Origin of the sequence: Bradyrhizobium sp. LA2.1 (genome assembly GCF_040547725.1) — a bacterium.
In the GTDB taxonomy this organism is placed as follows: Bacteria; Pseudomonadota; Alphaproteobacteria; order Rhizobiales; family Xanthobacteraceae; genus Bradyrhizobium; species Bradyrhizobium barranii.
Window position 1 is genome coordinate 74,300 of sequence record NZ_JBEPQI010000010.1, and the last position, 25,173, is coordinate 99,472.

Annotated in this window: 20 protein-coding genes; 8 read left to right on the forward strand and 12 right to left on the reverse strand. The window is 65.1% G+C overall.

The features are described 5' to 3' along the window. Positions 1 to 4: 4 nt before the first annotated feature. Positions 5 to 994 (reverse strand): Bug family tripartite tricarboxylate transporter substrate binding protein, encoded by a 990-nt coding sequence (locus tag ABIB95_RS20885; RefSeq protein WP_354241677.1) that lies wholly within the window; start codon positions 992 to 994, stop codon positions 5 to 7. 298 nt (positions 995 to 1,292) lie between these two features. On the opposite strand from ABIB95_RS20885, the gene ABIB95_RS20890 reads away from it, so the two are divergent. Then, positions 1,293 to 4,133: an ATP-binding protein gene (locus tag ABIB95_RS20890; protein ID WP_354241680.1), complete on the forward strand. Its 2,841-nt coding sequence runs from the start codon at positions 1,293 to 1,295 to the stop codon at positions 4,131 to 4,133. A gap of 45 nt (positions 4,134 to 4,178) precedes the next feature. On the opposite strand, the gene ABIB95_RS20895 is transcribed toward ABIB95_RS20890, so the two are convergent. The 3 genes from ABIB95_RS20895 to ABIB95_RS20905 form a co-directional block, all read right to left on the reverse strand. After that, positions 4,179 to 5,117, reverse strand: coding sequence for an aldo/keto reductase (locus ABIB95_RS20895; protein ID WP_354241683.1), 939 nt, complete (start codon positions 5,115 to 5,117; stop codon positions 4,179 to 4,181). Between the two features lie 83 nt (positions 5,118 to 5,200). Next, on the reverse strand, positions 5,201 to 6,694 hold the full coding sequence (locus ABIB95_RS20900) for an MDR family MFS transporter (RefSeq protein WP_354241686.1): 1,494 nt from the start codon (positions 6,692 to 6,694) through the stop codon (positions 5,201 to 5,203). After that, a complete protein-coding gene (locus ABIB95_RS20905; RefSeq protein ID WP_354241688.1) occupies positions 6,691 to 7,833 on the reverse strand; it encodes an HlyD family secretion protein in 1,143 nt (380 codons plus the stop codon). Before ABIB95_RS20905 ends, ABIB95_RS20900 begins: the two co-directional genes overlap by 4 nt. Positions 7,834 to 7,972: 139 nt before the next feature. Between ABIB95_RS20905 and ABIB95_RS20910 the strand changes: the two genes are divergently transcribed. Further along, positions 7,973 to 8,614, forward strand: a complete 642-nt coding sequence (locus ABIB95_RS20910; RefSeq protein WP_354241691.1) for a TetR/AcrR family transcriptional regulator — start codon at positions 7,973 to 7,975, stop codon at positions 8,612 to 8,614. A 94-nt stretch (positions 8,615 to 8,708) separates the two neighbouring features. Here ABIB95_RS20910 and msrA read toward each other — a convergent pair whose 3' ends face one another. The 7 genes from msrA to ABIB95_RS20945 form a co-directional block, all read right to left on the reverse strand. After that, a complete protein-coding gene (msrA, locus tag ABIB95_RS20915; RefSeq protein WP_283017274.1) occupies positions 8,709 to 9,224 on the reverse strand; it encodes a peptide-methionine (S)-S-oxide reductase MsrA in 516 nt (171 codons plus the stop codon). Between the two features lie 29 nt (positions 9,225 to 9,253). Then, the gene (locus ABIB95_RS20920; RefSeq protein WP_354241693.1) at positions 9,254 to 9,724 is read right to left on the reverse strand and encodes a cupin domain-containing protein; all 471 of its coding nucleotides are present in this window, start codon (positions 9,722 to 9,724) and stop codon (positions 9,254 to 9,256) included. Between the two features lie 21 nt (positions 9,725 to 9,745). Continuing rightward, positions 9,746 to 10,168, reverse strand: coding sequence for an OsmC family protein (locus ABIB95_RS20925; RefSeq protein WP_166343305.1), 423 nt, complete (start codon positions 10,166 to 10,168; stop codon positions 9,746 to 9,748). A 121-nt stretch (positions 10,169 to 10,289) separates the two neighbouring features. Next, positions 10,290 to 11,138: an enoyl-CoA hydratase/isomerase family protein gene (locus ABIB95_RS20930; protein WP_354241696.1), complete on the reverse strand. Its 849-nt coding sequence runs from the start codon at positions 11,136 to 11,138 to the stop codon at positions 10,290 to 10,292. Between the two features lie 65 nt (positions 11,139 to 11,203). After that, entirely contained in the window at positions 11,204 to 12,517 is a 1,314-nt protein-coding gene (locus ABIB95_RS20935; protein ID WP_354241699.1) for an epoxide hydrolase family protein, read from the reverse strand. A gap of 259 nt (positions 12,518 to 12,776) precedes the next feature. Beyond that, positions 12,777 to 13,478 carry a VOC family protein gene (locus ABIB95_RS20940; protein ID WP_354241702.1) on the reverse strand — a complete coding sequence of 234 codons (702 nt, stop codon included), beginning with the start codon at positions 13,476 to 13,478 and terminating at the stop codon, positions 12,777 to 12,779. A gap of 33 nt (positions 13,479 to 13,511) precedes the next feature. Beyond that, a complete protein-coding gene (locus ABIB95_RS20945) occupies positions 13,512 to 14,180 on the reverse strand; it encodes a sensor histidine kinase (protein WP_354241705.1) in 669 nt (222 codons plus the stop codon). A 326-nt stretch (positions 14,181 to 14,506) separates the two neighbouring features. On the opposite strand from ABIB95_RS20945, the gene ABIB95_RS20950 reads away from it, so the two are divergent. The 6 genes from ABIB95_RS20950 to ABIB95_RS20975 all read left to right on the forward strand — a co-directional run bounded on the left by ABIB95_RS20950 (position 14,507) and on the right by ABIB95_RS20975 (position 22,173). Continuing rightward, positions 14,507 to 17,350, forward strand: coding sequence for an ATP-binding protein (locus ABIB95_RS20950; protein ID WP_354241707.1), 2,844 nt, complete (start codon positions 14,507 to 14,509; stop codon positions 17,348 to 17,350). Positions 17,351 to 17,468: 118 nt separating this feature from the next. Next, positions 17,469 to 18,176: a hypothetical protein gene (locus ABIB95_RS20955; RefSeq protein WP_071911486.1), complete on the forward strand. Its 708-nt coding sequence runs from the start codon at positions 17,469 to 17,471 to the stop codon at positions 18,174 to 18,176. 197 nt (positions 18,177 to 18,373) lie between these two features. Beyond that, positions 18,374 to 19,072 (forward strand): type 1 glutamine amidotransferase domain-containing protein, encoded by a 699-nt coding sequence (locus ABIB95_RS20960; protein WP_354241710.1) that lies wholly within the window; start codon positions 18,374 to 18,376, stop codon positions 19,070 to 19,072. A gap of 237 nt (positions 19,073 to 19,309) precedes the next feature. Then, on the forward strand, positions 19,310 to 20,266 hold the full coding sequence (locus tag ABIB95_RS20965; protein WP_354241712.1) for an alpha/beta fold hydrolase: 957 nt from the start codon (positions 19,310 to 19,312) through the stop codon (positions 20,264 to 20,266). Positions 20,267 to 20,304: 38 nt separating this feature from the next. Then, positions 20,305 to 21,348, forward strand: coding sequence for an alpha/beta fold hydrolase (locus ABIB95_RS20970; RefSeq protein ID WP_354241715.1), 1,044 nt, complete (start codon positions 20,305 to 20,307; stop codon positions 21,346 to 21,348). Positions 21,349 to 21,453: 105 nt separating this feature from the next. Next, entirely contained in the window at positions 21,454 to 22,173 is a 720-nt protein-coding gene (locus ABIB95_RS20975) for a hypothetical protein (RefSeq protein ID WP_354241718.1), read from the forward strand. A gap of 6 nt (positions 22,174 to 22,179) precedes the next feature. Here ABIB95_RS20975 and ABIB95_RS20980 read toward each other — a convergent pair whose 3' ends face one another. Next, positions 22,180 to 25,059: an ATP-binding protein gene (locus ABIB95_RS20980; protein WP_354241721.1), complete on the reverse strand. Its 2,880-nt coding sequence runs from the start codon at positions 25,057 to 25,059 to the stop codon at positions 22,180 to 22,182. Positions 25,060 to 25,173: the final 114 nt, after the last annotated feature.

A 25,173-nucleotide genomic window follows, 5' to 3' on the forward strand; every position in this document is an offset into this window, starting at 1 on the left:
GGCCTCACAAATTGCTCAGCCCGATCGACTTGATCACGGGCGCCAGGCTTGCCGTCGTCGCGTCGATGATGCGCTGGAATTTGTCGGGACTCGAATCGATGTCGGGCTCGATGCCCTGGGCACGGTAGTTTGCTTGCATCGCCGGATCGGCCATCGCGACCAGCGTCGCCTGCGCGATCCGGTCGACGATCGCATCGTCGGTGTGCCTGGGTGCGAAGATGCCGAACCAGCCCTCATAGCGGAGATCCGGCATGCCGGATTCGACCGCGGTCGGAATCTCCGGCGCACCGCTCAACCGCTTTTCGCTGGTGACCGCCAGCAGCCTGACCTTCCCGGCCTCGCCCAGTTGCTTCAACTGGTCGGACATGACGCCGATGACGAGCGATATCTGGCCACCGGCGAGGTCGTTGGTCGCCTGCGAAATGCCCCGATACGGCACGTGGACGATGTCCAGCGCGCCGGCCTGCTGCTTGAAGGATTCGCCGACCAGATGGTTGCCAGTGCCGATGCCTGGTGTCCCGTAGGACAATTTTCCCGGATTGTCCCTAGCGTAGGCGATCAGCTCACGCAGATCCGCGGCAGGCACCGACGGATGGACCGCGAAAACCAGCGCGGTGTTGATCAGGCGATAGATGGCGCGAAAATCGTCGACGGAATAGCCGGGATTTTTCGAGGTCAGGGGAATGATGACCTGCGTGCTGCCGTTGCCGAGCAGCAGCGAATAGCCGTCGGGCTCCTCGCGCGCGACCGTCGCAGCCCCGATCGCGCCGCCCGCACCGCCGATATATTCCACGAAGGTCGGCCCAAGCAGCGATGACATCTTGTCCACCCAGGGGCGCCCGATCTGGTCCCCCGCTCCGCCGGCTCCATACGGAAGCACGAGGCGAATGGGACGAGACGGATAATCAGCGGTTTGTCCGCTGCGCGGGATGGCCGCCAGCGCCGCTGCGCCCGATAGCGCATGGACGAATCGTCGCCGCGAGAAGGAAGCCATGTTCGAATTCCGGAAGTCGGTGGTCACTGTCGAGGCGGGACCGGCTCCCGAACCATCCAGTCTCAGCAATCTGCTACCGCCGTCAATGCGCCATCCGGGTGAGAGCACCGGTGTCATCGCCTTGTCATGTCAATATAACCCTTTACTTCTTAAGGGTTATTTCGGCGGACCGACCGATCGAAGCCATGCGCGGAGGGCTACCAGCTCTGCCCACTGCTTTCGGCCAGTTTACTGTACGCCTCGTTCTGATAGACCAAAAAGTAATACATTTTGACTCCCGTTGCGGGGGCAATGGCGCGTGCCAGATCGTACCGAAGACTCGGCCATTTCTTTTGGGCCATTTCGACTATTTCCGAAGTCGCGGCTCTTGGAGAAGGAGGGCTCGCCGCTTCACGTCGGCGGCCGCGCGCTCGATATTCTGATCTTCCTCGCCGAGCGCCCCGGCGAAGTCATCGACAAGAGAGAGCTGGTCAAGCGCATCTGGGCCGACGTCAATGTCGACGAGGGCAGCCTGCGCTTCCACGTCGCGGCACTGCGCAAGGCGCTGGGCGATACCGGCAAGTCGGCCCGTTATGTCGTCAATGTGCCCGGCCGCGGCTACTGCTTTGTCGCCTCGCTCGCTCACGCGGCCCCGCCGGCCGCTCAGCCCGCCGTGAATATCGCACCTCCCCGTTCCCTTCCCTCGCCGCTCTCGAAAATGGTCGGACGGGAGGAGATCGTCGAGAAGATATCGAACGGGCTTTCGCTGCATCGCTTCATGACGGTGGTCGGCCCCGGCGGCATCGGCAAGACCGCCGTCGCCGTCACCGTCGGGCATCGCAGATCGGCGGATTTCGGCGGGCGCGTATTCTTCGTCGACTTCGGTCCACTGAGGGATGCCAGCCACATCGCGACCACCATCGCCTCCGCACTGGGACTGACCATCAGCGCGGAGGATCCGACGCCGGCCCTGCTGACATTTCTGAAGACCGGCCCAGCCCTGCTGATCTTCGACAGCTGCGAGCATGTGCTGGATGCGTTGGCGCCGCTCGTCGAGCGCATCGTTCGCGACGCACCGCAGCTTCGCGTTCTCGCTACCAGCCGCGAGTCGTTCCGGAGCGACGGCGAAAGGATTTTCCGCCTGTTCCCGCTGGATTGCCCGCCGGAGCGCGAGGGCCTTGATGTCGCCGAGGTGCTCGCTTACCCCGCGGCCCAGCTCTTCGTCGAGCGCATTGCGCAGAGCTCGGGTCCGTTCCAGCTCAGTGCGGAAGAAGCGCCGCTCGTCGCGAGCATTTGCCGGCGCCTCGATGGCATTGCGCTCGCAATCGAGCTCGCGGCCGGCCGTGTCAATGCGTATGGCATTGCCGGCACGGCGTCGCTGCTCGACAGCCGCTTCTCGTTGCAGTGGCGGGGTCGGCGCACCGCCGTGCCACGACACCAGACGCTCGCCGCGGCGCTCGACTGGAGCTACGATCTGCTACCTCCCGCCGAGAGTGCCACGCTGCGACGCCTGTCGGTCTTTGCCGGGCCCTTCGCGCCGGAGGCGGCTGCCGCGGTGGCTGCCGGCGACGGCCTCGGCACGTCCGAAACGCTGGAGGCGATCGACAGCCTCGTCACCAAATCGCTGATCTCGCCATCCGGCTCGCGAACGCTGCGCTATCGCCTGCTCGACACCACACGCACCTATGCGCATGGAAAGCTGAACGAGCTCGGCGAGACCGGTCAGTTCGCGCGCCGTCATGCAGAGCATTTCCGCGACTTCTTCGAGCGCGCGGAGGCCGATACATCGACGCCGCTGCCGGAATGGCTGAGCATCTATGGCGCGGAGCTGGACAATGTGCGCGCCGCATTGAACTGGGCCTTCGGGCCCGACGGCGACGCCGCACTCGGGATTGCGCTGACGGCGGCTGCCGTCACGCTTTGGGTCCGCCTGTCCCTGTTCGCCGAATGCCGCGAGCGCGCCAAGACGGCGCTCACCGCGCTCGGCGATAGCGGCGGCGATGATCGCATTCGCATGCAACTCCTGTCGGCGCTCGGCTGGTCGCTGATGTATGGCGAGGGCCGCGCCCGCGAGGCGCGTCCGATCCTCGAGACGACCCTGGAGCTGGCTGACAGGCTCGACGACAAGGACTTCCGGCTGCGCGCGCTCTGGGGCTTGTGCATCGACCAGTTCAACAACGGACAGTTCGGCAAGGCCCGTGCGCTCGCCGACCGGTTTGCGAATGCAGCGGCGAACTCGTCGGACAGGACCGATCTCATGCTGGGCGACCGGCTGATGGCGGTGGCGCTGCACTATCTCGGCGATCAGAACGACGCACGGCTGCGCATCGAGCGCGTGAACGCGTCGCTGCATGTGCTGGCGGAGAAGCCGAAGATCTTCCCGCTCGACCTCAGGATATCGACGCAATATTTCCGGGCCCGCATCCTGTGGCTTCAGGGCCTCGCCGATCAGGCCCAGGCGCTCGCCGCCCGAAACATCGAGGAAGGTCGCGCCAACGGCCACGCGCTGACTTTCTGCAGCGTGCTGGGGCAAGCCGCCTGCCCGATTGCCTTCTGGTCCGGCGATTTCGAGGCCGCGGAGCGCCACGGCGCCGAGCTGCTCGAACACACCGAGCGCCACGCCATCCGGCTGTGGGGCCTGTGGGCACGGGCCTTCAACGCGGTGGTCGTCGTAAGGCGTGGCGACGTCGCAACCGGCCTGCCGCTGCTGCGCGAAGAGCTCAATCGCGCCGGCGATGCGCGTTTCCTGCCGCGCTTTCTTCCTCTGCTCGGCGAACTCGCCGCATGTTCCGGCGAGGCCCACCAGGTCGACCGTGGCCTCGACGTGATCGAGGACGTCCTGACCCGCTGCAACGACCGGCAGGAGCTGTGGTATCTGCCGGAACTGATGCGCATCAAGGGCGAATTGTTGCTCAAGAGCCCGCGGCATGCGGGGGACGCCGAGGCGCGCTTTCGCGAGGCCATGGACATTGCCAACCAGCAGGGCGCGCGGTTCTGGGAGCTGCGCGGTGCGATCAGCCTCGCGCGGTTCATGATCGGAGCCGGTCAGAATGCAGAGGCCCTGGCAATTCTCGAACGTGCATGCGGGGCGTTCAGCGAGGGCGCCGGCATCGCCGATATCCGCAGCGCACGCGATTTGATCGCGCAACTCCGGACTTGACGAGGCCGGCCGAAGGCCTTCGGCCTTCGTACCACACCGCTCGCTTCATCCTGCCCGCGGAATGAATCCGGGCACGCCGGTCTCGACCACTGTGTTGAAGCGGACATTCGTCGTGATGTGGTCCCGCATCTCCCGCATGGCGTCTTCAGGCAGCGTCGAAATATCGAAGTTTTCGTCGATCCGCCGAGGATTGGTTGAGGTCGTCAGGAAAGCCGTGCCGCGCTGGACGGCCCAGGCCAGGGCGACTTGAGCCGGCGTCTTGTGCAGGCGTTCCGCGATGGCGGTGATCACGGGGTCAGCGAGGAGGTTCGGCTTCATCGCGTGTCCCAGCGCGGCAAACGCCTGCAGGACAATTCCATGCTCCCGACAGAAGTCGAGCAGCTCCCATTCGGGCAGGTACGGATGCGATTCGACCTGCACCATGGCGGGCCTGATCCGCGCGACCTCGACGATCTCGCGCAGCTTCTCCAAGGTGATGTCCGACAGCCCGATCGACTTGCAGTGCCCCTCGTCGACGAGGCGCTCCAGTGCCCCCCATGTCTCCGCCAGCGTCACGCCTGAATCGTAGATCACATGACCGCTCGCATCCCTCGGGTCCTGCTCGTCGCCGGGTTGAAAGGCGAAAGGGGTATGGATGATGTAGCAATCGATCTCGTCGAGTTGCAGCCGCCGGCGACTGGCGTCGAAGGCAGGCCTGACCCGCTCCGGCCGATGATTGGTGTTCCATAGCTTCGTCGTAACGAACAGGTCCTGGCGCCGAAGCGTGCCTGCCCTGAACGCATCCTGCATCGCGTCGCCGACGGTCGCTTCGTTGCGATAGCGCTCGGCACAATCGAGATGTCGAAATCCGGCCTCCAATGCAGCCCTGGTCGCCTGCCTGGTCACGAGCGGATCCGGAATGAGCGTGCCAAATCCGACTGCGGGAATCGTCACGGACTCATGCGTGGGAATTCTCGTGTAACGAAGTGAATCGGAGGTCGTCATGGTAATACTCCTTGTTGACTGCTGGCCGCGCGATGCGGACGAAGCGATCGAGGTTGCGGACACTTTTTCACGACTCTCCGGCGTTAGCCGACGGGACGCGGCTTACGAAGAAAGAACACCAGCGGGATCACGACGAGCATGGCGAACATCAGGATCTCGAACTGATCGATGACCGCAACCGTGGCCGCCTGGCGCGTAACCATGCCGTTGAGGGCGGCGAGACCTGACTTCCCGATCGGGCCCGTGACATTCGCCGCGACACGATAAGGCGTGAGATGCTTGGCGAGCGCGATATGCACGGCCTGGGTGTTGGCATAGAAGAAGAGCTGGACCACCGCGATGCCGATGGTGCTGCCATAAAGGCGCGACAGGTTGATCAGCGCACTGCCTTCAGGGCGAAGCTTCGGATCGAGCGTTCCGAACGCGGCCCTCACCAGCGCCGGCAACAACATGCCGAGACCAGCGCCCTGGAGGAAACCTGCTTCGACGACCGGCCGCCAATCCATCGCCGGCGAATAGCCGAGCATCAGCCAGTTGGCATAGACCACCAGCGCCATTCCACCCATGAGGAACGGCCGGTAGTCGACCTGTCTCGGAACCAGGCTCGTCAGCACGAGCGCTCCCACCAGCGCCACGCCGCGTGGAATGCTCATGTAGCCGGTGGTGTCGACAGGGTAGTTGAGCAACTCCTCCAGCATCGGGGACGTCAATGCCAATGTCGGCAGCAGGACGAAGCCGAGCGCAAAGGAGATCACCGTCGAGAGGACGAGATTGCGATCCCTGAACAGCGCCGTGCGGAGAAAATGTTCCTTCTTCGTCAGAACGTGCACGATGAAGAGATAGAATCCCAGGACCGAGGCGATCGCTTCGACCCAGATCTCCGTCGAGGCGAACCATTCGAGGCGCTCGCCGCGATCCAGCAGCATCTGCAGCCCGATCATGCCGGCGGAGAAGGTCGTCAGGCCGAAGACGTCGAAGGGCTGGCTCCGCTCTGCCCGCTTCTCGCCCAGCAACAGGGCCATCGTCAGGGCTATGAAGGCCGTCATGGGCAGGCTGACATAGAAGATCGACGGCCAGCCGTAATATTCGCTGAGCCAGCCACCAAGAGCGGGGCCGGTGCTGATGCCGAGCAGCGAGCAGACCGTCAATGCCAGGCCCATGCGCGCTTGCCGCGCCGCCGGCGTCGCCTCGAGCAGAATCGCCAATGAGAGCGGCGCAAGTGGTCCGCTCGCCGCGCCCTGGAGAATCCGCGCCAGCACGAACTGGATCGACGTCGTCGCCAGTGTGTCGAGGACAAGACCAAGCGTGAAGACGGCAAGGGCTGTCTGATAGACCGCCTTGCGGCCGTAGCGTCCCGCGAGCCATTGCGTGATCGACATGGTCACGGCGCTTGCAGCGATATACGAGGAGAACACCCAGCCGACCTCGTCATTGGCCATCGAGAGCGTGGCCTGGATGTGCGGCAGCGCGGCGTTCGGTATCGAAATGTTGACGGCCTGCATATAGGTCGCCATCAGGGCGGCCGTCGAGATTGCATGATGACCGCCGGTCGCGGTCGATGGGAGGGGCGTACTCATTTGACCTCCGTCGCGAGCGCAGGCTGGAGCAGATGCAGCCAGTTGCGACGATGGCCGGTGTCGACCCGCGCCGTCACGCTGATGCCGGAGAACAGTGGCCGGGCCGGATCGGGATCGTCGAGCTCGAGGCGCACCGGCAGCCGCTGCACGACCTTGACCCAATTCCCAGTCGCATTCTCCGGTGGCAGGATCGAAAAGTCCGAGCCGGTGCCGGGACTCATGCTGACGATATGCGCCTTGAATTTTCGATCCGGATAGGCGTCGACGTCGATCGTCGCCTCCTGGCCCGGCCGCATGTGGGTCAGGCCCGTCTCACGAAAATTCGCCTCGATCCAGACGTCTCGGCTCGACATCAGCGAGAACGTGGGCGCGCCTGCGTTGACGAAGCCGCCGATCTGCAGATCGTCGACCTTGGTCACGATACCGTCGTCGGGCGCCTTCACCGTGGCGTAGGAGAGGTCGAGCCGCGCGCGATCGAGCTGCGCCCTGGCCGCGCGGACCGTCGGGTGGCGGTCGACATCGATGTCGGGGTCGCCGTTGAGCGCGACGACCGTATTGGCGATCTGCTGTTCGATCGATGCCATCCGATGGCGCGCGACCTTGAGATCGGTCTCGGCCCGCTCGTAGACCGCGCGCGGTGTGAAGTCGGAGGCGACCAGCATCCTCTTGCGGTCGAACTCGCGCTCGTCGAACGAGGCCGAGTCCTTCGCCGATTGCAGCTCCGCCTGCTGCTGGCGGTAGGTCGCCTTGAGGGAGTCGATCTGGAGCCGCGCGCTGCCGAGCCGGGCTTCGGCCTGATCGACGGCGATCTGGTAGGGCTCCGGGTCAATTCGAAACAGGACCTGGCCCTGCCGGACGCGCTCATTGTCGCGCACGGCGATCTCGACCGCCTGGCCCGACACCCGCGCGTTGATGGTGACTTTCGCGGCGCGCACGAACGCATCGTCGGTCGAGACAAATTGTTCCTGCGCCAGATACATGAAGGCGCCGAACACGGCAGCCGCGGCGGGCACCACGAGCATCAGGGGCCGGCGCAGCCGCCTGGCAAGATCCGCTCCGAACAACGGCGCAGCAGCCTCGCTCCCGCGGAAGCTGCGATCGCCCAGCCAGCCGGCGATTGGCGCAAAGTTCAAACCCATCGTCCTCGTCCTTATCTCATTTACTAACGTTCGTTACAAATATTGTACCCCGATGCGGCGATCAAGCCGCGCGGCCATTGATTTTTATAACGATCCATACAAATATACGTGTGGAACATGGCAACCAGGTTCGGACGACATGGCACGGAAAAAAAGCGAGACGGGGCCGGCGCGCCGGGGACGGCCACCCGCCTACGACACCGAGACGGCCCTCAAGCGGGCCACGGAAACGTTCTGGAGGACGGGCTATTCCGGCACGTCCCTGGACAAGGTCGCGGCCGCGACCGGCATGAGTCCACCGAGCCTCTACGCGGTGTTCGGCAACAAGCACGCGCTCTATCTCGAGGCGTTGGCGCGCTATTGGGAGATCAGCCTCGCGGCAACGCGCGAGGCTCTCGCAGGGGACCATCCCTTGGACGAAGCGCTGATGCTGGCCTATGACGCGGCGCTGTCGATCTACTTTTCCGGCAAGGGATCAGCGCGTGGCTGCTTCGTGGTCGGTACCGCGGTGACCGAAGTCGCCGACGATGCGGCGATCCGGAGCAGCGTTGCGACGGGACTGCGGACGATCGATGCCGATTTCGAGGCCCGCTTCCGCCTGGCGCAGGACAAGGGCGAGCTAGATCGCGAGGCCGATCCGGCTGCACTTGCGATCCTTGCCGCCGCCACGATGCAGACGATCGCCATCCGCGCACGGGCCGGCGCACGCCGCGCCGATCTGAGGGAGATTGCCCGCAAGGCGGTGACCGTGATCTGCCGACGTCGGCCGGAGGCGCATTGAGCCGCGAGGAATTCTCGTGATCGTACGATGAGGGGAGTTCGCACATTTGCACTCCTCGTCAAAAGGCCCTCGGCGGCCGTGCGCGACAATCCGGCTAACCTCCCACGGCGGCCGCGCGCCTTGGCAGCTTCCAGTCGGGCCGGATGAAGTGGCAGGTGTAGCCATCGGGATAGCGCTCGAGATAATCCTGATGCTCCGGCTCGGCTTCCCAGAACTCAGCTGCGGGCGCAACCTCGGTCACCACCTTGCCGGGCCAAAGACCTGACGCCTCGACATCGGCGATGGTGTCTTCCGCAACCCGCTTCTGCTCGTCACTCGTATAGAAGATTGCCGAGCGGTAGCTCGTGCCCAGATCATTGCCCTGGCGGTTGAGCGTGGTGGGATCGTGGATCTGGAAGAAAAACTCCAGCATGGTCCGGAAGCTCGTCTTGGCGGGATTGAAGATGATCTCGATGGCCTCGGCGTGGCCCTCGTGATTGCGATAGGTGGCGTTCTTCACATGCCCGCCGGTGTAACCGACACGGGTGGAGATCACCCCCGGTTGCCTGCGGACCAGATCCTGCATGCCCCAGAAACAGCCTCCGGCCAAAACTGCGCGCTCTGTCGTCATCTGATGCTCCATTCGTTTCGTCGAGATAGTCAGCGCTTGTCCGCTGCCGGATGCAAGCGCGGGTCATCATGGTCATCGTGATATTCGAGGCCCAGGGGCCCGATGGCGGAGACCTGTGTGACGTATTCGCCGGACTTCGCCCAGTGAAAATGCCAGGTCTCGCCGGGCAGCACGATGACGCTGCCCGGCGGATAGGCTTTCACCTGGTCGCCATCAAAACGCTCGCCGAGTCCGATGTAGAACACACCCGACATGACCGTGTAGATGCGATCTTCCGGATGCTTGTGCGGCATCAGTTTTGTGCCCCCGGGCACCTTCACCCGGACCACGTAAGGTCCGGGTTCGCTGGGATGGCCGACCATCACGGCCAGTCGCGCGCCCGGCGGGAACGCAGGGAACGGTTGCCAAGCGATGTCCTCGGGCAAAATCGCCCGGAACCTGTCTTCATCCGGCTGATGCTGGCGAGGCGGATCTTGGCGAGACAGATCTTGGCGAGACATGGCACCGCTCCCTGTGTTGGATCAGGTCAATTTGGCGTCGAGCGTGATCGCGGCGTTGAGCACCTTCGACACCGGACAGTTCTTCTCGGCCTCGCCGGCGATCTTGGCGAAACCTGCGTCGTCAAGGTTCGGCACCTTGGCGCGAAGCGTCAGTGCCGACTTGCTGATCTTGAAGCCCTTGCCTTCCGGCTCGAGCGTGATGGCGGCTTCCGTCGACAGCTCGTCCGGCGTGAAGCCGGCGAGCTGAAGGCCGAAGGCCAGTGCCATGGTAAAGCAACCGGCATGGGCTGCGGCGATCAACTCCTCGGGATTGGTGCCCTTCTCGTTCTCGAAGCGGGTCTTGAACGAATAGGGCGTCCCGGCGAGCACGCCGGATTCGCTTGAGAGATTGCCGGTGCCGTCGCGACCGGTGCCCTTCCAGACTGCTGTTGCCTTGCGGATCATCTCAATTCTCCTTGTTGGTTTTCAGGTTGGTTTTTAGCACCGGCGCTCGGTAGCGGAGGAAAGCGACATTGGCACGACCGCCTGTCACCCCTCCAACCGGCCGAACGCCACAGCGGTTCCGTTAGCCGCTGATTTGACCCACATGGAAGCCAAGCCGGTTCTCGACGTCGCCAGCGCGGTGGAAACCGCGCGCCATCAGCGCCTTGATGCGGGTCTGGCTGGCGGGACGGCCGAGCGCGGCCAGGAACGCGTCCCACTCCGGCTTGATCTCGGCATCCGGCGGCAGGCTCGCAACATCGACAAGACGCTTGGTCTCGGCGATGGCCTCCGTGTCGAACGACGCAATGCGCATGGCGAGCGCCTCGACGAAGCCGTCGAGATCGGCATCCGGCAGCGAACGGTTCACGTAGCCGTAACGCTCGGCGAGATCGCCGTGGATGTCATCGGCACCGAGCAACACTTCGAGCGCACGGCCTCGGCCCATCAACCGCGGCAACCGGGCCATCGGCCCGCCGCCGGGCACGAGTCCCGCGCCGACCTCCCATTGCGACAGGATCGCCTTCTCGCGGCTGGCAAAGCGCATGTCGCTGGCCAGCGCGAGCTCGCTGCCGACGCCGGTCGCACGGCCCCGGATCGAGGCAATGGAGACGACCGGCGCGCGGCTGAGGCGCACCAGCATGTCGGGCAGCGCCTGAAGGCCGGTCGGCCCGGGCGGAACGCGAAGCGAGTCCTCAAGCGGCGCCAGAAAGTCGTAATGCGTGATGAAGAAGCCTTCGACGGCGCTGTCGAATACGACGACCTTCACGTCCGGATCGGTCTCAATTGCGGTGATGATGTCGTTGAGCAGCGGAAGGTGCTTTGGGCCGAAGATGTTCACCGGCGGCATGTCGAAGGTGACGCGCCAGTATGTCGGCAGGCGACGCTCCAGGCGAATGTCCTCGGTGGTGAAGATCTGTACGGGGCGGTTCATTGTTGGCACTCCTGGTGTGGTGTGTTCGAAAAGGGACGCACGGCAGCGCGCGTCCCCTGCTCGGTTCAGATCGACTGGCGCAGCGGGCGGAAGGCGGTGCGCATTTCCGCAGAGAACAGCGCGGGCTGCTCCCAGGCTGCGAAGTGGCCGCCCTTGTCGAGGCGGTTGTAGTGCATCAGCTTCGGATAGGCCTTCTCGGCCCAGCTGCGCGGCGCGGCATAGATCTCGTCAGGGAACACGCTGACGGCGACCGGGATCTTGATGTGCTTAGGCGCGAAGAACACCAGCTTGTTCTCCCAGTAGAGCCGCGCCGACGACACCGCGGTGTTGGTGAGCCAGTAGAGCGTGATGTTGTCGATCACGTCGTCCCGCGACAGGCCTTCGGTCTTGCCGTCGAACACCCGCGCGATCATCGCAGCACTGCGTGCGTCGTGATCGAGCATCCAGGACGCAAGGCCGGCCGGCGAGTCGACGAGGCCATAGAGCGTCTGCGGCCGGTTCGACATCTCGATCGCGTAACCGAGGCCGTGCTTGTAGAAATCGTCGAGCTGGTCGTAGGCAATGCGCTCGTCGGCCGAGAGGTTTGACGGCCGCGTCCCGCCGGGCTGAAGCGCCTTGGCGATATCATCGGGAACGGTGGCGGGCATATTGGTGTGAATGCCGAGCAGCTCCGGCGGCGCGATCACCGCCATCTGCTCCGTGACGGCATTGCCCCAATCGCCGCCCTGCGCCACGTAGCGGTTGTAGCCGAGGCGCTTCATCAGCAAGATCCAGGCACGCGCGATGCGCTGGGGATCCCAGCCGAGCTCCGTCGGCTTGCCGGAGAAGCCGTGGCCGGGAAGCGAGGGGATCACCAGGTCGAATGCATCCGCAGCCTTCGCGCCATGCGCGGTGGGATCGGTGAGCGGGCCGACGATCTTCATCTGCTCGATGATCGAGCCGGGCCAGCCATGCGTGACGACCATCGGCAGCGCATTCTCGTGGCGGGAGCGGATGTGAATGAAGTGGATGTCGACGCCGTCGATCTCGGTGACGAATTGCGGCAAGGCGTTCAGCCGCGCTTCCATCTTCCGCCAGTCGTAGTCGTTCTGCCAGTACCGCACGAGCTGCTGAAGCGTCGTGAGCTGCACGCCCTGCGATTGGTCGGCGACGATCTCGCGATCGGGCCAGCGTGTCGCTGCGAGGCGGCGGCGGAGGTCAAGCAGATCTTCTTCGGGCACGCTGACGCGGAACGGGCGGATGGCGCCGCTTGCAGCGGCCTTTGCCGGACGCAGCGGCAGCAGGCTCGCCACGCTGGCGGCAACCGCGGTCATTGCGGCCTGGCTCAGCAATTGACGGCGGTCGGGATTGAGTATGTCGGCTCGTGCTTGCGTTGTCATGTCGGATCTCCCTGGCTTTGGTCGGTGACGCCAACCGAATTCGAAATCGACGCGTTGGTTCGTCGTGAAGAGAGATTGGCGCAGGTCCTGGCAATTAGCTCGTTATCGGTTGTTAGGCCGCGTTAGCCGTTGCGAGTCCGCGGGATGCAGGAGAGCGAGCGACGATGACGATGCGCGCGATGCAGAAGCAACTCGGCGCGCGACGAGTTCAATCGGCGCGCGCCCTGTCTGTGAATTCAGGCGATGTGTTCATTACAACTCAGGAGGGCAGCGGTTGACCGGCCTGCTCGCGGACGATGTAGTCGGCGTACCAATCCGCCCAGTTCTCGTCGTGTCCGCCGATGCGCTTCTCGTGCTCACCATGCGCGACAGCGGCACGTCGCAGGGTTGCGGCCAGATCGGCCGTTGAGGCAAACGTCGTGCCGTCACCCGCGATGCGTCCAGGCAGTCGCGTCGTGACCTCCTGGAACAGCCAGCCATTACCGTCGGGATCGCTGAACGAGGCAAACGAGCTGTAGCTGCCGCGCTCCGGGTCAGCACCGCTGACCCGGACGCTGCCGAACAGATACGGCTCGTCCGGACCGGCGTGAACGTCGCCCGCACCATGGAATGGTGCGCTCACCGCGATGCCGCGGTCGAGCAGATCCTGTCGCGCCGCCGCCAGATCGGAGACGATCAGGTACAGCCCGCGCGCCGAACCGGGCGCTGCCGGTGTGACGTTCTTGCCGAAGATCACCGAACAGGCCGAACCCGGCGGCGTGAACTGGATCACGCGCCATTCGTCACCTGAGGCAAAATCGGCGTCCAATCGCCAGCCGAGGCGCGTGTAGAACGCCTTGGCGCGGTCGACATCCGACACGGGGATGACGACGATCTCGAGCTTCAGATCAACGCCACGCGATGTCGAAGATGTGTTCGGAGACCCGGCCGCGGCGTCGCGGTCGATTTCGGTGCCGGCCATGTCGAACTCCCTGAGTTGAAATTGAAGCGAGCTTCAAGCGGCAGTGGGCATCACGATCGTCACGCGTGTGCCGCCCTGGCTCGCCTCGCCCTGCAACCGCGCGTCGATACTGCGTGCGAGCCCTTCAAGGATGCGGCTGCCGGTGCCCTGAAGCGGACCGGTCGCGCCGATGCCGTTGTCAGCCACCGTGCAGAGCCAGGCGCCGTCGCGGTTGGCCATTTCGATCCGGATCAGCGCATCGTTCCTGTTCGGGAAGGCATGTTTGGCGGCATTCGTGACCAGCTCCGTCAGCATCAACGCCAGCCGATGACACTGCGATGCCGGCAGCGCCCCGCTCTCGATCGCTGCCTCGCAGCGGATGCCGGCCGGTTCCAGCACTGCCTCGGAGAGCGCCTCGCACAGGTTTTCGAAGAAGGCCTCGACGGAGACGGCGGTCAGACTGTCGCTGTCGGACAAAAGCTGATAGAGCCTGCCGAACGCGACGATGCGCTGCTCGAACCGGTCCACCGCGCCCGACATGTCCCTGGTGCCCGGCCGCGAGAAGTCGCGGCGGACTGACGCACCCAGCAGCGTCAGCGTGTTCTTCATCCGATGGTGGGATTCCCGCAGCACGAGTTCCCAATCACGCGACTGATCATCAAGGCTGGCAATGTGCTGAGAACGAACGAAATGGTCGCTCGTCTCCAAGCCGATAGCGGACATGATAGCCTCCCCGTTGGATCTAGGACCTAACTCGAAGCGTATACTGGATGCACCGCGCGCGTTTTGCTCGTTAGACGTTGCAAGATTTTGTTATGATCGGCGGCACAAGTTGGCGGCCAGACCGTCCTCTCGACGGTCAAGCACGCTGACGGGTCGTTCCGATCGCTTCCCAAGCCGCTCGCGTTTAAGCGAAATTTGTCACGCATCATCCCGGTGCGGCCGAATGACTTGCCGCGCGATTTCGCCACTTTCGACCAGTTTACTCATGACCTCGTTCTGCTAGATCAGGATGCGGACAACAGCCCCTTCACTGGATTCATTGGCGCGTGGTGGACACTAACGACCAGGATGCGGCGATTTCCTTCGGGCCATTCCGGCTGTACGCAAGGTCGCGCCTGCTCGAGAAGGACGGCGCTCCGCTTCACCTCGGCGGCCGCGCACTCGATATTCTCATTTTTCTCGTCGAGCGCGCCGGCGAGGTCATCGACAAGCGTGAGTTGATCAAGCGCGTCTGGGCCGACGTGACGGTCGATGAAGGCAGCCTGCGCTTCCACATCACGACGCTGCGCAAGGCTTTGGGGGATGCCGGCGAAGGCTCCCGCTATGTCGTCAACGTGCCCGGCCGTGGCTATTGCTTCGCGGGCCCGCTGGTCCGGTCCGAATCGCCGGAGAAGCGGACAGGCCCGGCCGTCCCGTCGCCTCACATACTCCCGCCGCCGCTTGCCAGGATGATCGGACGAGACGACGCGGTCGAGCGGATTTCCACCGAGCTTGCGCAGCATCGCTTCGTGACAATTGTCGGCCCTGGCGGGATTGGCAAGACTTCCGTCGCGCTCGCCGTCGCGCATCGCGAGCTCCAGGCCTTCAACGGTCAGGTCAACTTCGTTGATTTCGGCGCGCTGACGGATGCCAGGCTCGTTCCAAGCACCATCGCCGCCACGCTCGGCCTGACCGTCAATTCCGAGGACCCGATGCCGGGCCTGCTGACGGTGCTGCGCAACCGTCGGATGCTGCTGATCTTCGACAGCTGTGAGCACATCATCGACGAGCTTGCGCCGCTGGCCGAGCACATCGTCCAGGAGGCGCCCGAGCTGCATATTCTCGCCACCAGCCGCGAATCCTTTCGCACCGAAGGCGAACGCGTCCACCGGCTGTTTCCGCTGGACTGTCCGCCCCAGCGCGACGGGCTCGGCATCGCCGACATCCTTGCCTATCCCGCAAGCCAGCTCTTCGTGGAACGCATTGCCGAGAGCCTGGGCGAATTCGAACTGAGCGAGGAGGATGCACCGCTTGTCGCCGAGATCTGCCGGCGACTGGACGGCATCGCGCTCGCGATCGAGCTCGCCGCCGGACGCGTGAACGCCTATGGCATTGCCGGAACCGCCTCGCTGCTCGACAGCCGCTTCGCGCTGCTGTGGCGGGGACGCCGTACCGCGATCCCGCGGCACCAGACCCTGAGCGCGGCGCTCGCTTGGAGCTATGATCTGTTGCCGGCAGCCGAAAGCGCGACGCTGCGCGGCTTGTCGGTGTTCGTCGGGCCATTCACGATGGAGGCCGCGCTCGCCGTTGCGTTCAGCCAGGGCATCAGCGAGCCCGAGGCGGTCGAGGCGATCTCGAACCTGCTCTCCAAATCGCTGATCGCAACCTCACCCGCGGAGCGGCGGCTGCGCTATCGTCTGCTCGACACCACCCGCGCCTTCGTCGGCGCGAAGCTCGTCGAGAACGGCGAAGCGCCCCGTGTCGCGCGCGCTCACGCCGAATATTTCCGCGACTTCCTGCGCGACATCGCGCTCAAATCCACGGGCATGCAGACCGCGGGCGGCTTCCTTCCCTATGCCGACCATTTGCCCAATGTCAGGGCCGCGCTGACCTGGAGCTTTTCGGATAGCGCCAACCGAACGATCGGCGTGGATCTGGCGGCTTCGGCGGCCCAGTTTTTCCTCGAACTGACATTGCTGACGGAGTGCTATCGCTGGACGAAGCAGGCGCTGGTCTCTCTCGATACGAATTCGATCGACCGCCGCCAGGAGATGACGTTGCAGGCCGCGCTCGGCGTCTCCGTGATGTTCACGCAGGGCAATACCGAGGCGGTCCGGTCGGCGTTCACACGCAGTCTTCAGCTTGCGCGGGATCTCGAGGATCTGCACTGGCAGCTCTGGCTGCTGCGCGGATTGCACATCTACCTGACCAGGGTCGGGGATTTTCACGGCGCGCTCGGCACCGGCGAGCAGGGCGAGAGCGTTGCGCGCAAGCTGAATGATCCGGCCGCCGCGCTGAACGTGGAATGGATGCTGGGCGTCGCGCACCATCTGATCGGCAATCAGGACAAGGCCGTGCAGTTCTGCGAGAGCGCGATGGTGCACAATCCCGGCTCGCAGCGGCTGAACATCGGGCATCTCGGTTATGACGACCGCATCGTCGCGCTGGTCGCGCTGGCGCGCGGGCTCTGGCTCACCGGCCGGCCCGATCGCGCGATCGAGGCGGCGAGATACACCGTTCGCGAGGCCGAACTGCTCGAACAACCCCTCACCCTCGGCATCTCCCTGATCTGGACGATCTACGTGTTCCTCTGGGTCGGCGACTGGGCCAATGCCGAAATCCTGATCGAGCGGCTGATCGATCATTCGGCGCGGCACTTCCTCGGTCCCTATCACGCCGTCGGCATCGGCCAGAAGGGCGAGCTCATGCTTCGCCGCGGCGACACCGCCGGCGGGATCGAGCATCTACGCCGCAGCCAGGCCACGCTGTACGCGACGCGGCACCGGATCATGACGACGGTGTTTGCGACGGCGCTGGCGGAGGGCCTCGTGGCGGAGAACCAGCCGGACGAGGCCCTGCGCACGATCAATGATGCCATTGCGCAGATTCCAGATCATGGCGAATCCTTCGACATGCCGGAGATGCTCCGGGTCAAGGGCGACATCCTCGTCCGGTCGGGAAACACCGCGGAGGCCGAGCGCTGCTTCCGGAAATCGCTCGATCTGTCGCGCCGGCAGTGCGCGCTCGGCTGGGAGCTGCGGGGGGCGATCAGCCTCGGCCGGGTCTGGCGCCAGGCCGGACAAGCGGGCGAAGCACGCGCTCTGCTCGCCCCGCTCGTCGCGCGATACCAGGAAGGCCTCCAGACCCGCGATCTCGTGGCCGCCAGGGAGCTCCTGAGCACGCTGAATTGACAGTATCTTCAACGGGATACCGTCCAAGCACCTGCTCGCAAGTCCTAACAACTTCTAACACGCCAAGCCGCATCCGCCCCGCCATGGTGGTGGCACTTCACGGTGGATATGGCGGGATATGGCGCTTCTTGACGATGTAATTGATGCCAGCGGCGGTATGGCCCGCTGGAATAGCTTGACCCGATTCACGCTCCACCTTTCCGTCGGCGGCTCGTTGTTCTCCAGCGCCGGACATGCCAGCGAATTCAAGGACGTGACGGCGGAGGGCTCGACCCGCGCCCAGTCGGTCCGCTTCACCGGCATCACCGGGGGTGAACACTCCGGCTGCTTTCAACCCGACGCGATCACGATCGAGAGCCTCGAGGGTGAGGTCCTGCGCACCTGGGATAACCCGAGCCCTGCATTTCCCGAGACCGGCTCTCCTGCGCTCGCGGACGAACTGCACCTCGTCTTCTTCTGCGGCGTTGCGATCTGGAATTATCTAACCAACCCATTTCTGCTCGCCCATCCCGACGTCGTCACGGAGGAGCTTCCGCCGTGGCGCGAAAACGCTGACACGTGGCGTCGGCTGCGCGCGCAGTTCCCGCCGAACCTGATCACGCTCGCGCCCGAGCAGATCTTCTACTTCGACGAGAACGCCCTGCAGCGGCGGACGGATCACGATCTGTTCGGAAACAAGGTCGCACATTATTCCTGGGCCCATGACAGCTTCGGCGGCATCGTCGTGCCGACATTGCGGCGTGTGCAGACGCTGCGGCCTGATGGAAGCGTGATCGCCAAGCCCGTGCTGATGGACGTCGAGATCTTCGACGCCGTGTTCGAATAGCGGTGGCGACGCGCGAGAGCGGGAACCGTTCACTGCTCTCAACGCCTAACAATACATAACGAGCTAACACGCGGCCTTGGGTGCAACATTGGGCTCACGAGCAACGAACAAGTGTTGCGCTCGAACGAGACCGAGGCCGGCGCACCTCCACCACGAGGGAATGCGTCATTGCAGCGAACGCACTCAAGGAGATCGTCATGAAGATTCTTATGGTTATCACCTCCCACGACCAGCTCGGCAACACCGGACGCAAGACCGGGTTCTGGCTCGAGGAGCTCGCCGCCCCCTACTACGTGTTCAAGGATTCCGGCGCGGAGATCACGCTGGCTTCGCCCAAGGGCGGCCGGCCGCCACTCGATCCCAAGAGCAACGAGCCCGAGTTCCGCACTGACCTGACGCTACGCTTCGAGGCGGACGCTGCCGCTGAAGCCCAGCTCGACAAGACGGTGCGCCTCGACAGCGTCAAGCAGGAAGAGTTCGACACGCTGTTCTATCCCGGCGGTCACGGCCCGATGTGGGACGTCGCCGAAGACAAGGACTCGGTCAAGCTGATCGAATCCTTCCTCGCCGCGGGCAAGACCATCGCGGTGGTGTGTCACTCGACCGGTGCGCTGCGCCACGTCAAGACGCCCGATGGCAAGCCTTTGGTCGAGGGCAAGGAAGTGACCGGCTTCACCAACGGCGAGGAAGAGGACGTGGGCCTGACCCATGTCGTGCCGTTCCTCGTGGAGGACGAGATGTTGAAGCTCGGCGCGGTCTTCTCGAAAACGGCGAACTGGGGCGTACACGTCGTCAGCGCGGGCCAGCTCATCACGGGACAGAATCCGCACTCCTCCGGCCCGGCCGCGCAGACGCTGCTCGCCGCCCTCGCCAAGAAGGCGAAGTCGGCCGCGTAAGTCAGGCTCGCATCGGAGCGGTGCGCATCAATCAGCACCGCTCCGGCACTGACCGGACACATCGAGGATGATGACGAAAGCTTTACGCCGGAGCTCACGAATGTGATCCGGCGAGCGGAAGCTACTGCGCACAACAGCGATCACGGTGGCAGCGTGCCGCTCAATCCCGTCAGAGCGGTTGCCGGCGCATGACGCGCCGGCACGTCTCGACGCGACACGCCACATAGGAGCGATGACATGAACATTCCAGCCACCCTCGCCCTCTCGGCCGCGCTGGCCTGCGCGACCGTGCAGGCCTCGGCACAGGATCTGCGGTCGAGCCGACGCTCGATCAGCTATCACACGATCGATATCGGGGGTCTCAATATCTTCTACCGCGAGGCCGGGCCCGCCGACGCGCCGACCGTACTGCTGCTCCATGGTTTCCCGTCCTCGTCGCGGATGTGGGAATCCCTGCTGCCGCTGCTCGCCGACAAATATCACCTGATCGCGCCTGATTATCCCGGCTTCGGCAACAGCAGCGCGCCGCCGCCGTCCGACTTCACCTACACTTTTGACAACATCGCCGGCGTGATGGGCGAGCTGACGAACAAGCTCGGCCTGACCAACTACGTGCTGTTCATGCAGGACTATGGCGGTCCGGTCGGTTTCCGCATGGCGCTGGCGCATCCCGAGCGCGTTCGCGCCATCATGATCCAGAACGCAGTGTCCCATGAACAGGGACTGAGCCCGCTCTGGGAAGCGCGTCGCAAATACTGGGCTGATCCGGCGCATGAGCTCGAGGCGCTCAAGGCCAACTTCACATCCTTGGCCGCGACGCGCCAGCGGCACCTCGGCTCCAGCCCGCACCCCGAGCGCTACGACCCCGATAGCTGGACCGACGAATACGCGTTCCTGACGCGTCCCGGCGAGGCCGAGATCCAGACCACGCTGTTCCTGGATTACCGGACCAACGTCGCCTCCTATCCGAAATGGCAGGAGTGGCTGCGCAAGACGCGGCCGCCGACGCTGGTGGTCTGGGGCAAGTACGATCCGTCCTTCGCCGTCGCCGGCGCTTCGGCCTATCGCGACGATGTGCCGGATTCGGATGTCCACATCCTCGAAGCCGGCCATTTCGCGCTCGACGAGGCGACCGACGAGATCGCCACGCTGGTCCGCGACTTCCTTGCGCGTCTGGATGGGCACAAGGGCTGACGGCGACTTACACAATGCACCGACCACAGGAGGCACACATGCCCGACAACATCAGCCACGAACGACGTCGTTTCGTCGGCAGGGCTGCGATGGCGCTTGCCGCGACCCAGCTTGCGCTGAGCACGACGGCTACGGCGAAGCCGGCGAAGTCCGCCACCGTCGTCAAGCCCGGCGCCAACACCGCGTTCGCGTCCCTGAAGCAGATCGACGCCGGCCTCCTCAACGTCGGCTATGCCGAGGCGGGCCCCGCGGATGGCCCGCCCGTGATCCTGCTGCATGGCTGGCCCTATGACATCTACGCCTTCGTCGATGTCGCACCGCTGCTCGCCGCGGCCGGGCGTCGCGTGATCGTGCCTTACCTGCGCGGCTACGGCAGCACGCGCTTCCTCTCCGACTCGACGATGCGGAACGGGCAGCCGGCGGCGATCGCGGCCGACATCGTCGCCCTGATGGACGCGCTCAGAATCGACAAGGCGACGATTGCCGGATTCGACTGGGGTGCGCGCACCGCCAACATCATCGCGGCGCTCCGGCCGGAGCGGGTCAAGGCGATGGTGTCGGTGAGCGGCTACCTGATCGGCAGCCAGCAGGCCGGCAAGATGCCGCTACCGCCGAAGGCCGAGCTGCAATGGTGGTACCAGTTCTATTTCGCGACCGAGCGCGGCCGCGAGGGCTACGACAAGTACCGCCACGATTTCTCGAAGCTGATCTGGCAGCTCGCTTCGCCCCAATGGCATTTCGACGACGCCACTTTCGATCGCAGCGCGAAGGCGTTCGATAATCCGGACCATGTGGCGATCGTAATTCACAATTATCGCTGGCGGCTGGGCCTCGCCGAAGGCGAAGCGAAATACGCCGACGACGAGGCGAAATTGGCGCAGGCGCCCGTGATCGCCGTGCCCACCATCACCATGGAGGGTGACGCCAACGGCGCGCCGCATCCGGAACCGTCCGCCTACGCGAAGAAATTCTCCGGGCGCTATTCGCACCGGACCATCAAGGGCGGTATCGGCCACAATCTGCCGCAAGAAGCGCCGAAGGCCTTTGCCGACGCGGTGCTGGACGTCATGGCCGAAGCCTAGGCGCGGGGCCTGCCAACGGCACTTAACAACGCTTAACGGGCGGCCGTCTGCGCGCGGGGGTATCTCTATTGGGGCGACACCACCGATGCGAGAGGAAACGGCCGGATGATTCCGCTGCTGGCGAATGCGATCGAGGCCCATGGCGGGCTCGATCGATGGAATGCCCACGAGCGGCTCACCGCCACGATCGTGACCGGCGGCGACCTCTGGATATTGAAGGGCGTCGATCAGGACCAAGCGCCGCGCACGATGCGGATCGAGCTGCATCGTGAGCGGGCTTCGGTGGAGCCGTTCGGCAAGCCCGGCCAGCGCACCGACTTCAGCCCGGAGCGGATTGCCATCGTGGCTGCGGACGGCCGCGTCGTCGCGGAGCGCAACAATCCGCGCGCCGCGTTCGCGCGGCACGATATGCGCACGCATTGGGATCCGCTGCATCGCGCCTATTTCAACGGCTACGCGCTCTGGACCTACATGACTGCGCCGTTCCTGCTGGCGGCGGACGGGTTCGAGGTCCGGGAGATCGCACCCTGGCGCGAGGGCGCGGAGGTCTGGCGCGGATTGCGGGCGACGTTCCCGGCCGTGATCGCAAGCCACAGCGCCGAGCAGGATTTTTATTTTGGCCCCGACATGCTGATCCGCCGGCATGATTACCGGGTCGAGATCGCCGGCAATTTTCCGGCAGCTCAGTACGTATCCGATCCCGTCACCGTCGACGGCTTCAAGCTCCCGACCCGCCGGCGCATCTATCTGCGCGGCGACGATCTGATGCCGCTGCGTGACGAGCTGATGGTGTCGATCGATCTCGCGGATTTCCGGTTCGACTGAGCCTTGTCAGGCCGATGCCTCGTCCAGCACGAGCCGTGCGGCCTTCAAATCCGCCGTCTCGAATCCCTCCGAGAACCGGGCGTAGGTTGCGGCGAGATCGCCGAGCGGATTCTTGATGCCCTGCTGAAGCCGAAGCGCCGCAAGCGACATCTCCGTCCGCAATCGCCAGGACAGCGCGCCCTGCTGCTCGGCCAGCGCGAGCGATGCGGCAAAGCTCGCTTCGGCGGCACCGAGATCACCGGTGCGCGCCTCGAGGTCGCCGCGCCGGCGCAGGAGCTCGGGCATGTCAAAACCTCCGCCGCCCTGCTCGACGCGAGCGATCGTCTCGCACAGGATCTGCAGCCCTTCCGTCAACCGTCCCAGCGCAGCCAGTCCCTGCGACAGGTCTGCGGCGAACGCGGATGCGTAGAGCTCGTAGCGATCCGCATGCAGGCGCGGCAGCGCGCTCCGCAGCAGATCGACACCGCCGGCCAGCTCGCCGCGGGCGATCATGGTCTGCGCGCGAAAGCCGGTCGCGACGGCTTCGTACGGCGCGAGCCCGTGCAAATTCGCATGGGTCGCGAGGCGCCCCGTCATCGTCTCGACGGCGGCCCAGTCGCCGACCCAGCCGAACACCGAGGATGACCAGCACAGCGCAATGCAATGCATCACCACGTCGCGCGGCGCGGCGGCGCCGACGAGCGGGCGGACGCAATCGAGTGCGCGGTCGGGAAAGCCGCGCAACCACAGCACCCGCGCGAGCGGAATCTGCGGCGTGCGCGAATAGGCGAAATGCCCGGGCTCGGTCCCGCGCAGCGCGGCGTCGTCGCGCACGCCTTCGTCGAGATGGGCCTGCGCCTCGGCCTGGTCGCCGGCGAGATGATAGGACACGCCGAGAAGCGCCTTGCTGCCTGCGATCCCCGCGGTATCGCCGATCTGGCGGGCGATGCGCTCGGCCTGGAGTGCGGTCGGCACGAGATGCCTGTAGTCGCCGGTGCGGCGATAGAACATGTTCAGCCGCGACAGCAGCCTGAATGCATTGGCGTAATCGTCGAGCGCTTCCGCGATCTCCAGCCCGCGCCGGAGCGCGGCCTCGGCCTGCTCGCTGTTGCGCTCCGTGAACATGAAGGCGTGGCCGAGCGTCGACTGCAGCTCGAGTTCCCATTTGCCGCCCTGGTTGGCATCGTCGAGCATCGCGAGCGCGCGGCCCGACCAGATGCGCGCCTCGTTCAACAGATTGAGCTCGACGAACAGCCTTGCAGCGCTGCCGGCGAGCGGCACGCGCAAGGCGGCACCGTCGTGGTTGGCAAAACTCCATTCCAGCGCCGCACGGGCATCTGCGAGCAGGCTCGCGCGCGCCTGCAGGCGCGAAGCCGGGTCGCCGCCCTGCTCCGCCATGCCGGCATCGAGCGTGCGCTGAACATAGGCCGCGTGACGGCGCGCGATCGCCGCCGCTTCGCCTGCGTCGACCAGCTTCTGCATCGCATAGGCGCGCGTGGCATCCAGCAGGCGATAGCGCCGCGATGCGCCATCGGGCTGTGCCGACACCAGCGACTTGGCCACGAGCTGCTCCAGCGCATCGACGACGCGATCGGCCGCGGCGCCCTCATCCGCGGCGACTGCGATCGCCCCCTTGAGCGTGAAGGGTCCGGCGAAGATGGCGAGTCGCTGAAGCACCGTGCGCTCGCTCTCGCCGATCAGGCCAAAACTCCAGTCGAGCGTCGCGCCGAGCGTCTGCTGCCGTGGCGGCGCCGTTCGCCGTCCGCGCCATTCGAGCTTGAGCCTGGAGTCGAGCAGCGCGGCCATCTCCCGCAATCCGTAGACGCCGACGCGCACGGCGGCGAGCTCGATCGCGAGCGCGATGCCGTCGAGCTTGCCGCAGATCTCGGCCAGGACCTCGGCATCCTCGTCCGTGATATCGCCCCGATGGCCTGCGGCCGCGGCACGATCGATGAACAGCTGCGCGGCCGGATAATCCAGCACTTCGCCGGCGCTGAGGCGCGCCCCTTGCGGCGGGCCGGCCAGCGGAACGAGCTCGAAGATCTGCTCGCCTTCCACCAGCAGCGACTCGCGGCTGGTGGCGAGAATCGCGATGCCCGGCGCCTCGCGATAGATGTTTTCGGCCAAACGAGCGACCTCGTCGATGACGTGCTCGCAGCTGTCGAGGATGAGAAGCAGCCGCCGTCCGCGCAGAAAATTGACGATGCTGCCTGAGGGATCATCGTGATGCACGACGAGGCCCAGAGCGGCGGCTACCGTGCTCGCGACCAGCGTGGCGTCCTTCAGTGGGCCGAATTCGAGGAAATGAACGTGGCCCTCGAATGCCTGCCACATGTCATGCGCGAGCGCGGTCGCAACCGTGGTCTTGCCGATGCCGCCCGGTCCTCGCAGCGTGACGAAGCGGTCGCTCAGCAGACGCGCCGACAACTCGGGCAGCACGTCGTCCCGACCGATCATCCGGTCCAGCCGATGCGGCAAGGCCGCTGGCGGCACCGCTCTTTCAGGTGCACGCGGCGCGAGCGCCGGAGCGGCGTTGCGCTCGCCGCGTTGCACAGGCGCGACGAAGCAATAGCCGCGGCTCGGGACGTTGGTGATGTAGCGGGCCCCGTCCTTGCCGTCGCCAAGCACCTTGCGCAGCTCCGCGACATGGACGCGCAGGCTGATCTCCTCGACCGCGAGGCCGGACCACGCGTAGCTCAGAATCTCGTTCTTCGGCACCACGTCGCCGGCACGGCTGAGGAGCAGGCGCAGAATGTCCATCGCGCGGCTGCCGAGCTTGACCGGCGCTCCGTCCCTCTCGAGCAACCGCGACCGCAGCGAAAACGGTCCGAACGAGACTGCGTCGAAATCAAGGCTCGCCCCGGCGCCATTGCCGGGCGAGCCATGTCCTGCCGGGGGTTCGGTCACTTCTGACTCATCTTGACGGCCATTTCATTCAAATGCGCGGCGACTATACCCGCCGTCGATGCGCGGTCCAGCAAGGCACCGTGCCGGCCTCACACCGGCACATCGATCGCCGCG

What these genes read in the sequence shown, in the direction of transcription:
- ABIB95_RS20895 (WP_354241683.1), bottom strand. Translation starts at nt 5,117, where the DNA reads ATGACGACCTCCGATTCACTTCGTTACACGAGAATTCCCACGCATGAG.
- ABIB95_RS20960 (WP_354241710.1), top strand. Translation starts at nt 18,374, where the DNA reads ATGAAGATTCTTATGGTTATCACCTCCCACGACCAGCTCGGCAACACC.
- ABIB95_RS20905 (WP_354241688.1), bottom strand. Translation starts at nt 7,833, where the DNA reads ATGGGTTTGAACTTTGCGCCAATCGCCGGCTGGCTGGGCGATCGCAGC.
- ABIB95_RS20910 (WP_354241691.1), top strand. Translation starts at nt 7,973, where the DNA reads ATGGCACGGAAAAAAAGCGAGACGGGGCCGGCGCGCCGGGGACGGCCA.
- ABIB95_RS20885 (WP_354241677.1), bottom strand. Translation starts at nt 994, where the DNA reads ATGGCTTCCTTCTCGCGGCGACGATTCGTCCATGCGCTATCGGGCGCA.
- ABIB95_RS20925 (WP_166343305.1), bottom strand. Translation starts at nt 10,168, where the DNA reads ATGATCCGCAAGGCAACAGCAGTCTGGAAGGGCACCGGTCGCGACGGC.
- ABIB95_RS20920 (WP_354241693.1), bottom strand. Translation starts at nt 9,724, where the DNA reads ATGTCTCGCCAAGATCTGTCTCGCCAAGATCCGCCTCGCCAGCATCAG.
- msrA (WP_283017274.1), bottom strand. Translation starts at nt 9,224, where the DNA reads ATGACGACAGAGCGCGCAGTTTTGGCCGGAGGCTGTTTCTGGGGCATG.
- ABIB95_RS20930 (WP_354241696.1), bottom strand. Translation starts at nt 11,138, where the DNA reads ATGAACCGCCCCGTACAGATCTTCACCACCGAGGACATTCGCCTGGAG.
- ABIB95_RS20975 (WP_354241718.1), top strand. Translation starts at nt 21,454, where the DNA reads ATGATTCCGCTGCTGGCGAATGCGATCGAGGCCCATGGCGGGCTCGAT.
- ABIB95_RS20965 (WP_354241712.1), top strand. Translation starts at nt 19,310, where the DNA reads ATGAACATTCCAGCCACCCTCGCCCTCTCGGCCGCGCTGGCCTGCGCG.
- ABIB95_RS20940 (WP_354241702.1), bottom strand. Translation starts at nt 13,478, where the DNA reads ATGGCCGGCACCGAAATCGACCGCGACGCCGCGGCCGGGTCTCCGAAC.
- ABIB95_RS20955 (WP_071911486.1), top strand. Translation starts at nt 17,469, where the DNA reads ATGGCGCTTCTTGACGATGTAATTGATGCCAGCGGCGGTATGGCCCGC.
- ABIB95_RS20900 (WP_354241686.1), bottom strand. Translation starts at nt 6,694, where the DNA reads ATGAGTACGCCCCTCCCATCGACCGCGACCGGCGGTCATCATGCAATC.
- ABIB95_RS20945 (WP_354241705.1), bottom strand. Translation starts at nt 14,180, where the DNA reads ATGTCCGCTATCGGCTTGGAGACGAGCGACCATTTCGTTCGTTCTCAG.
- ABIB95_RS20970 (WP_354241715.1), top strand. Translation starts at nt 20,305, where the DNA reads ATGCCCGACAACATCAGCCACGAACGACGTCGTTTCGTCGGCAGGGCT.
- ABIB95_RS20935 (WP_354241699.1), bottom strand. Translation starts at nt 12,517, where the DNA reads ATGACAACGCAAGCACGAGCCGACATACTCAATCCCGACCGCCGTCAA.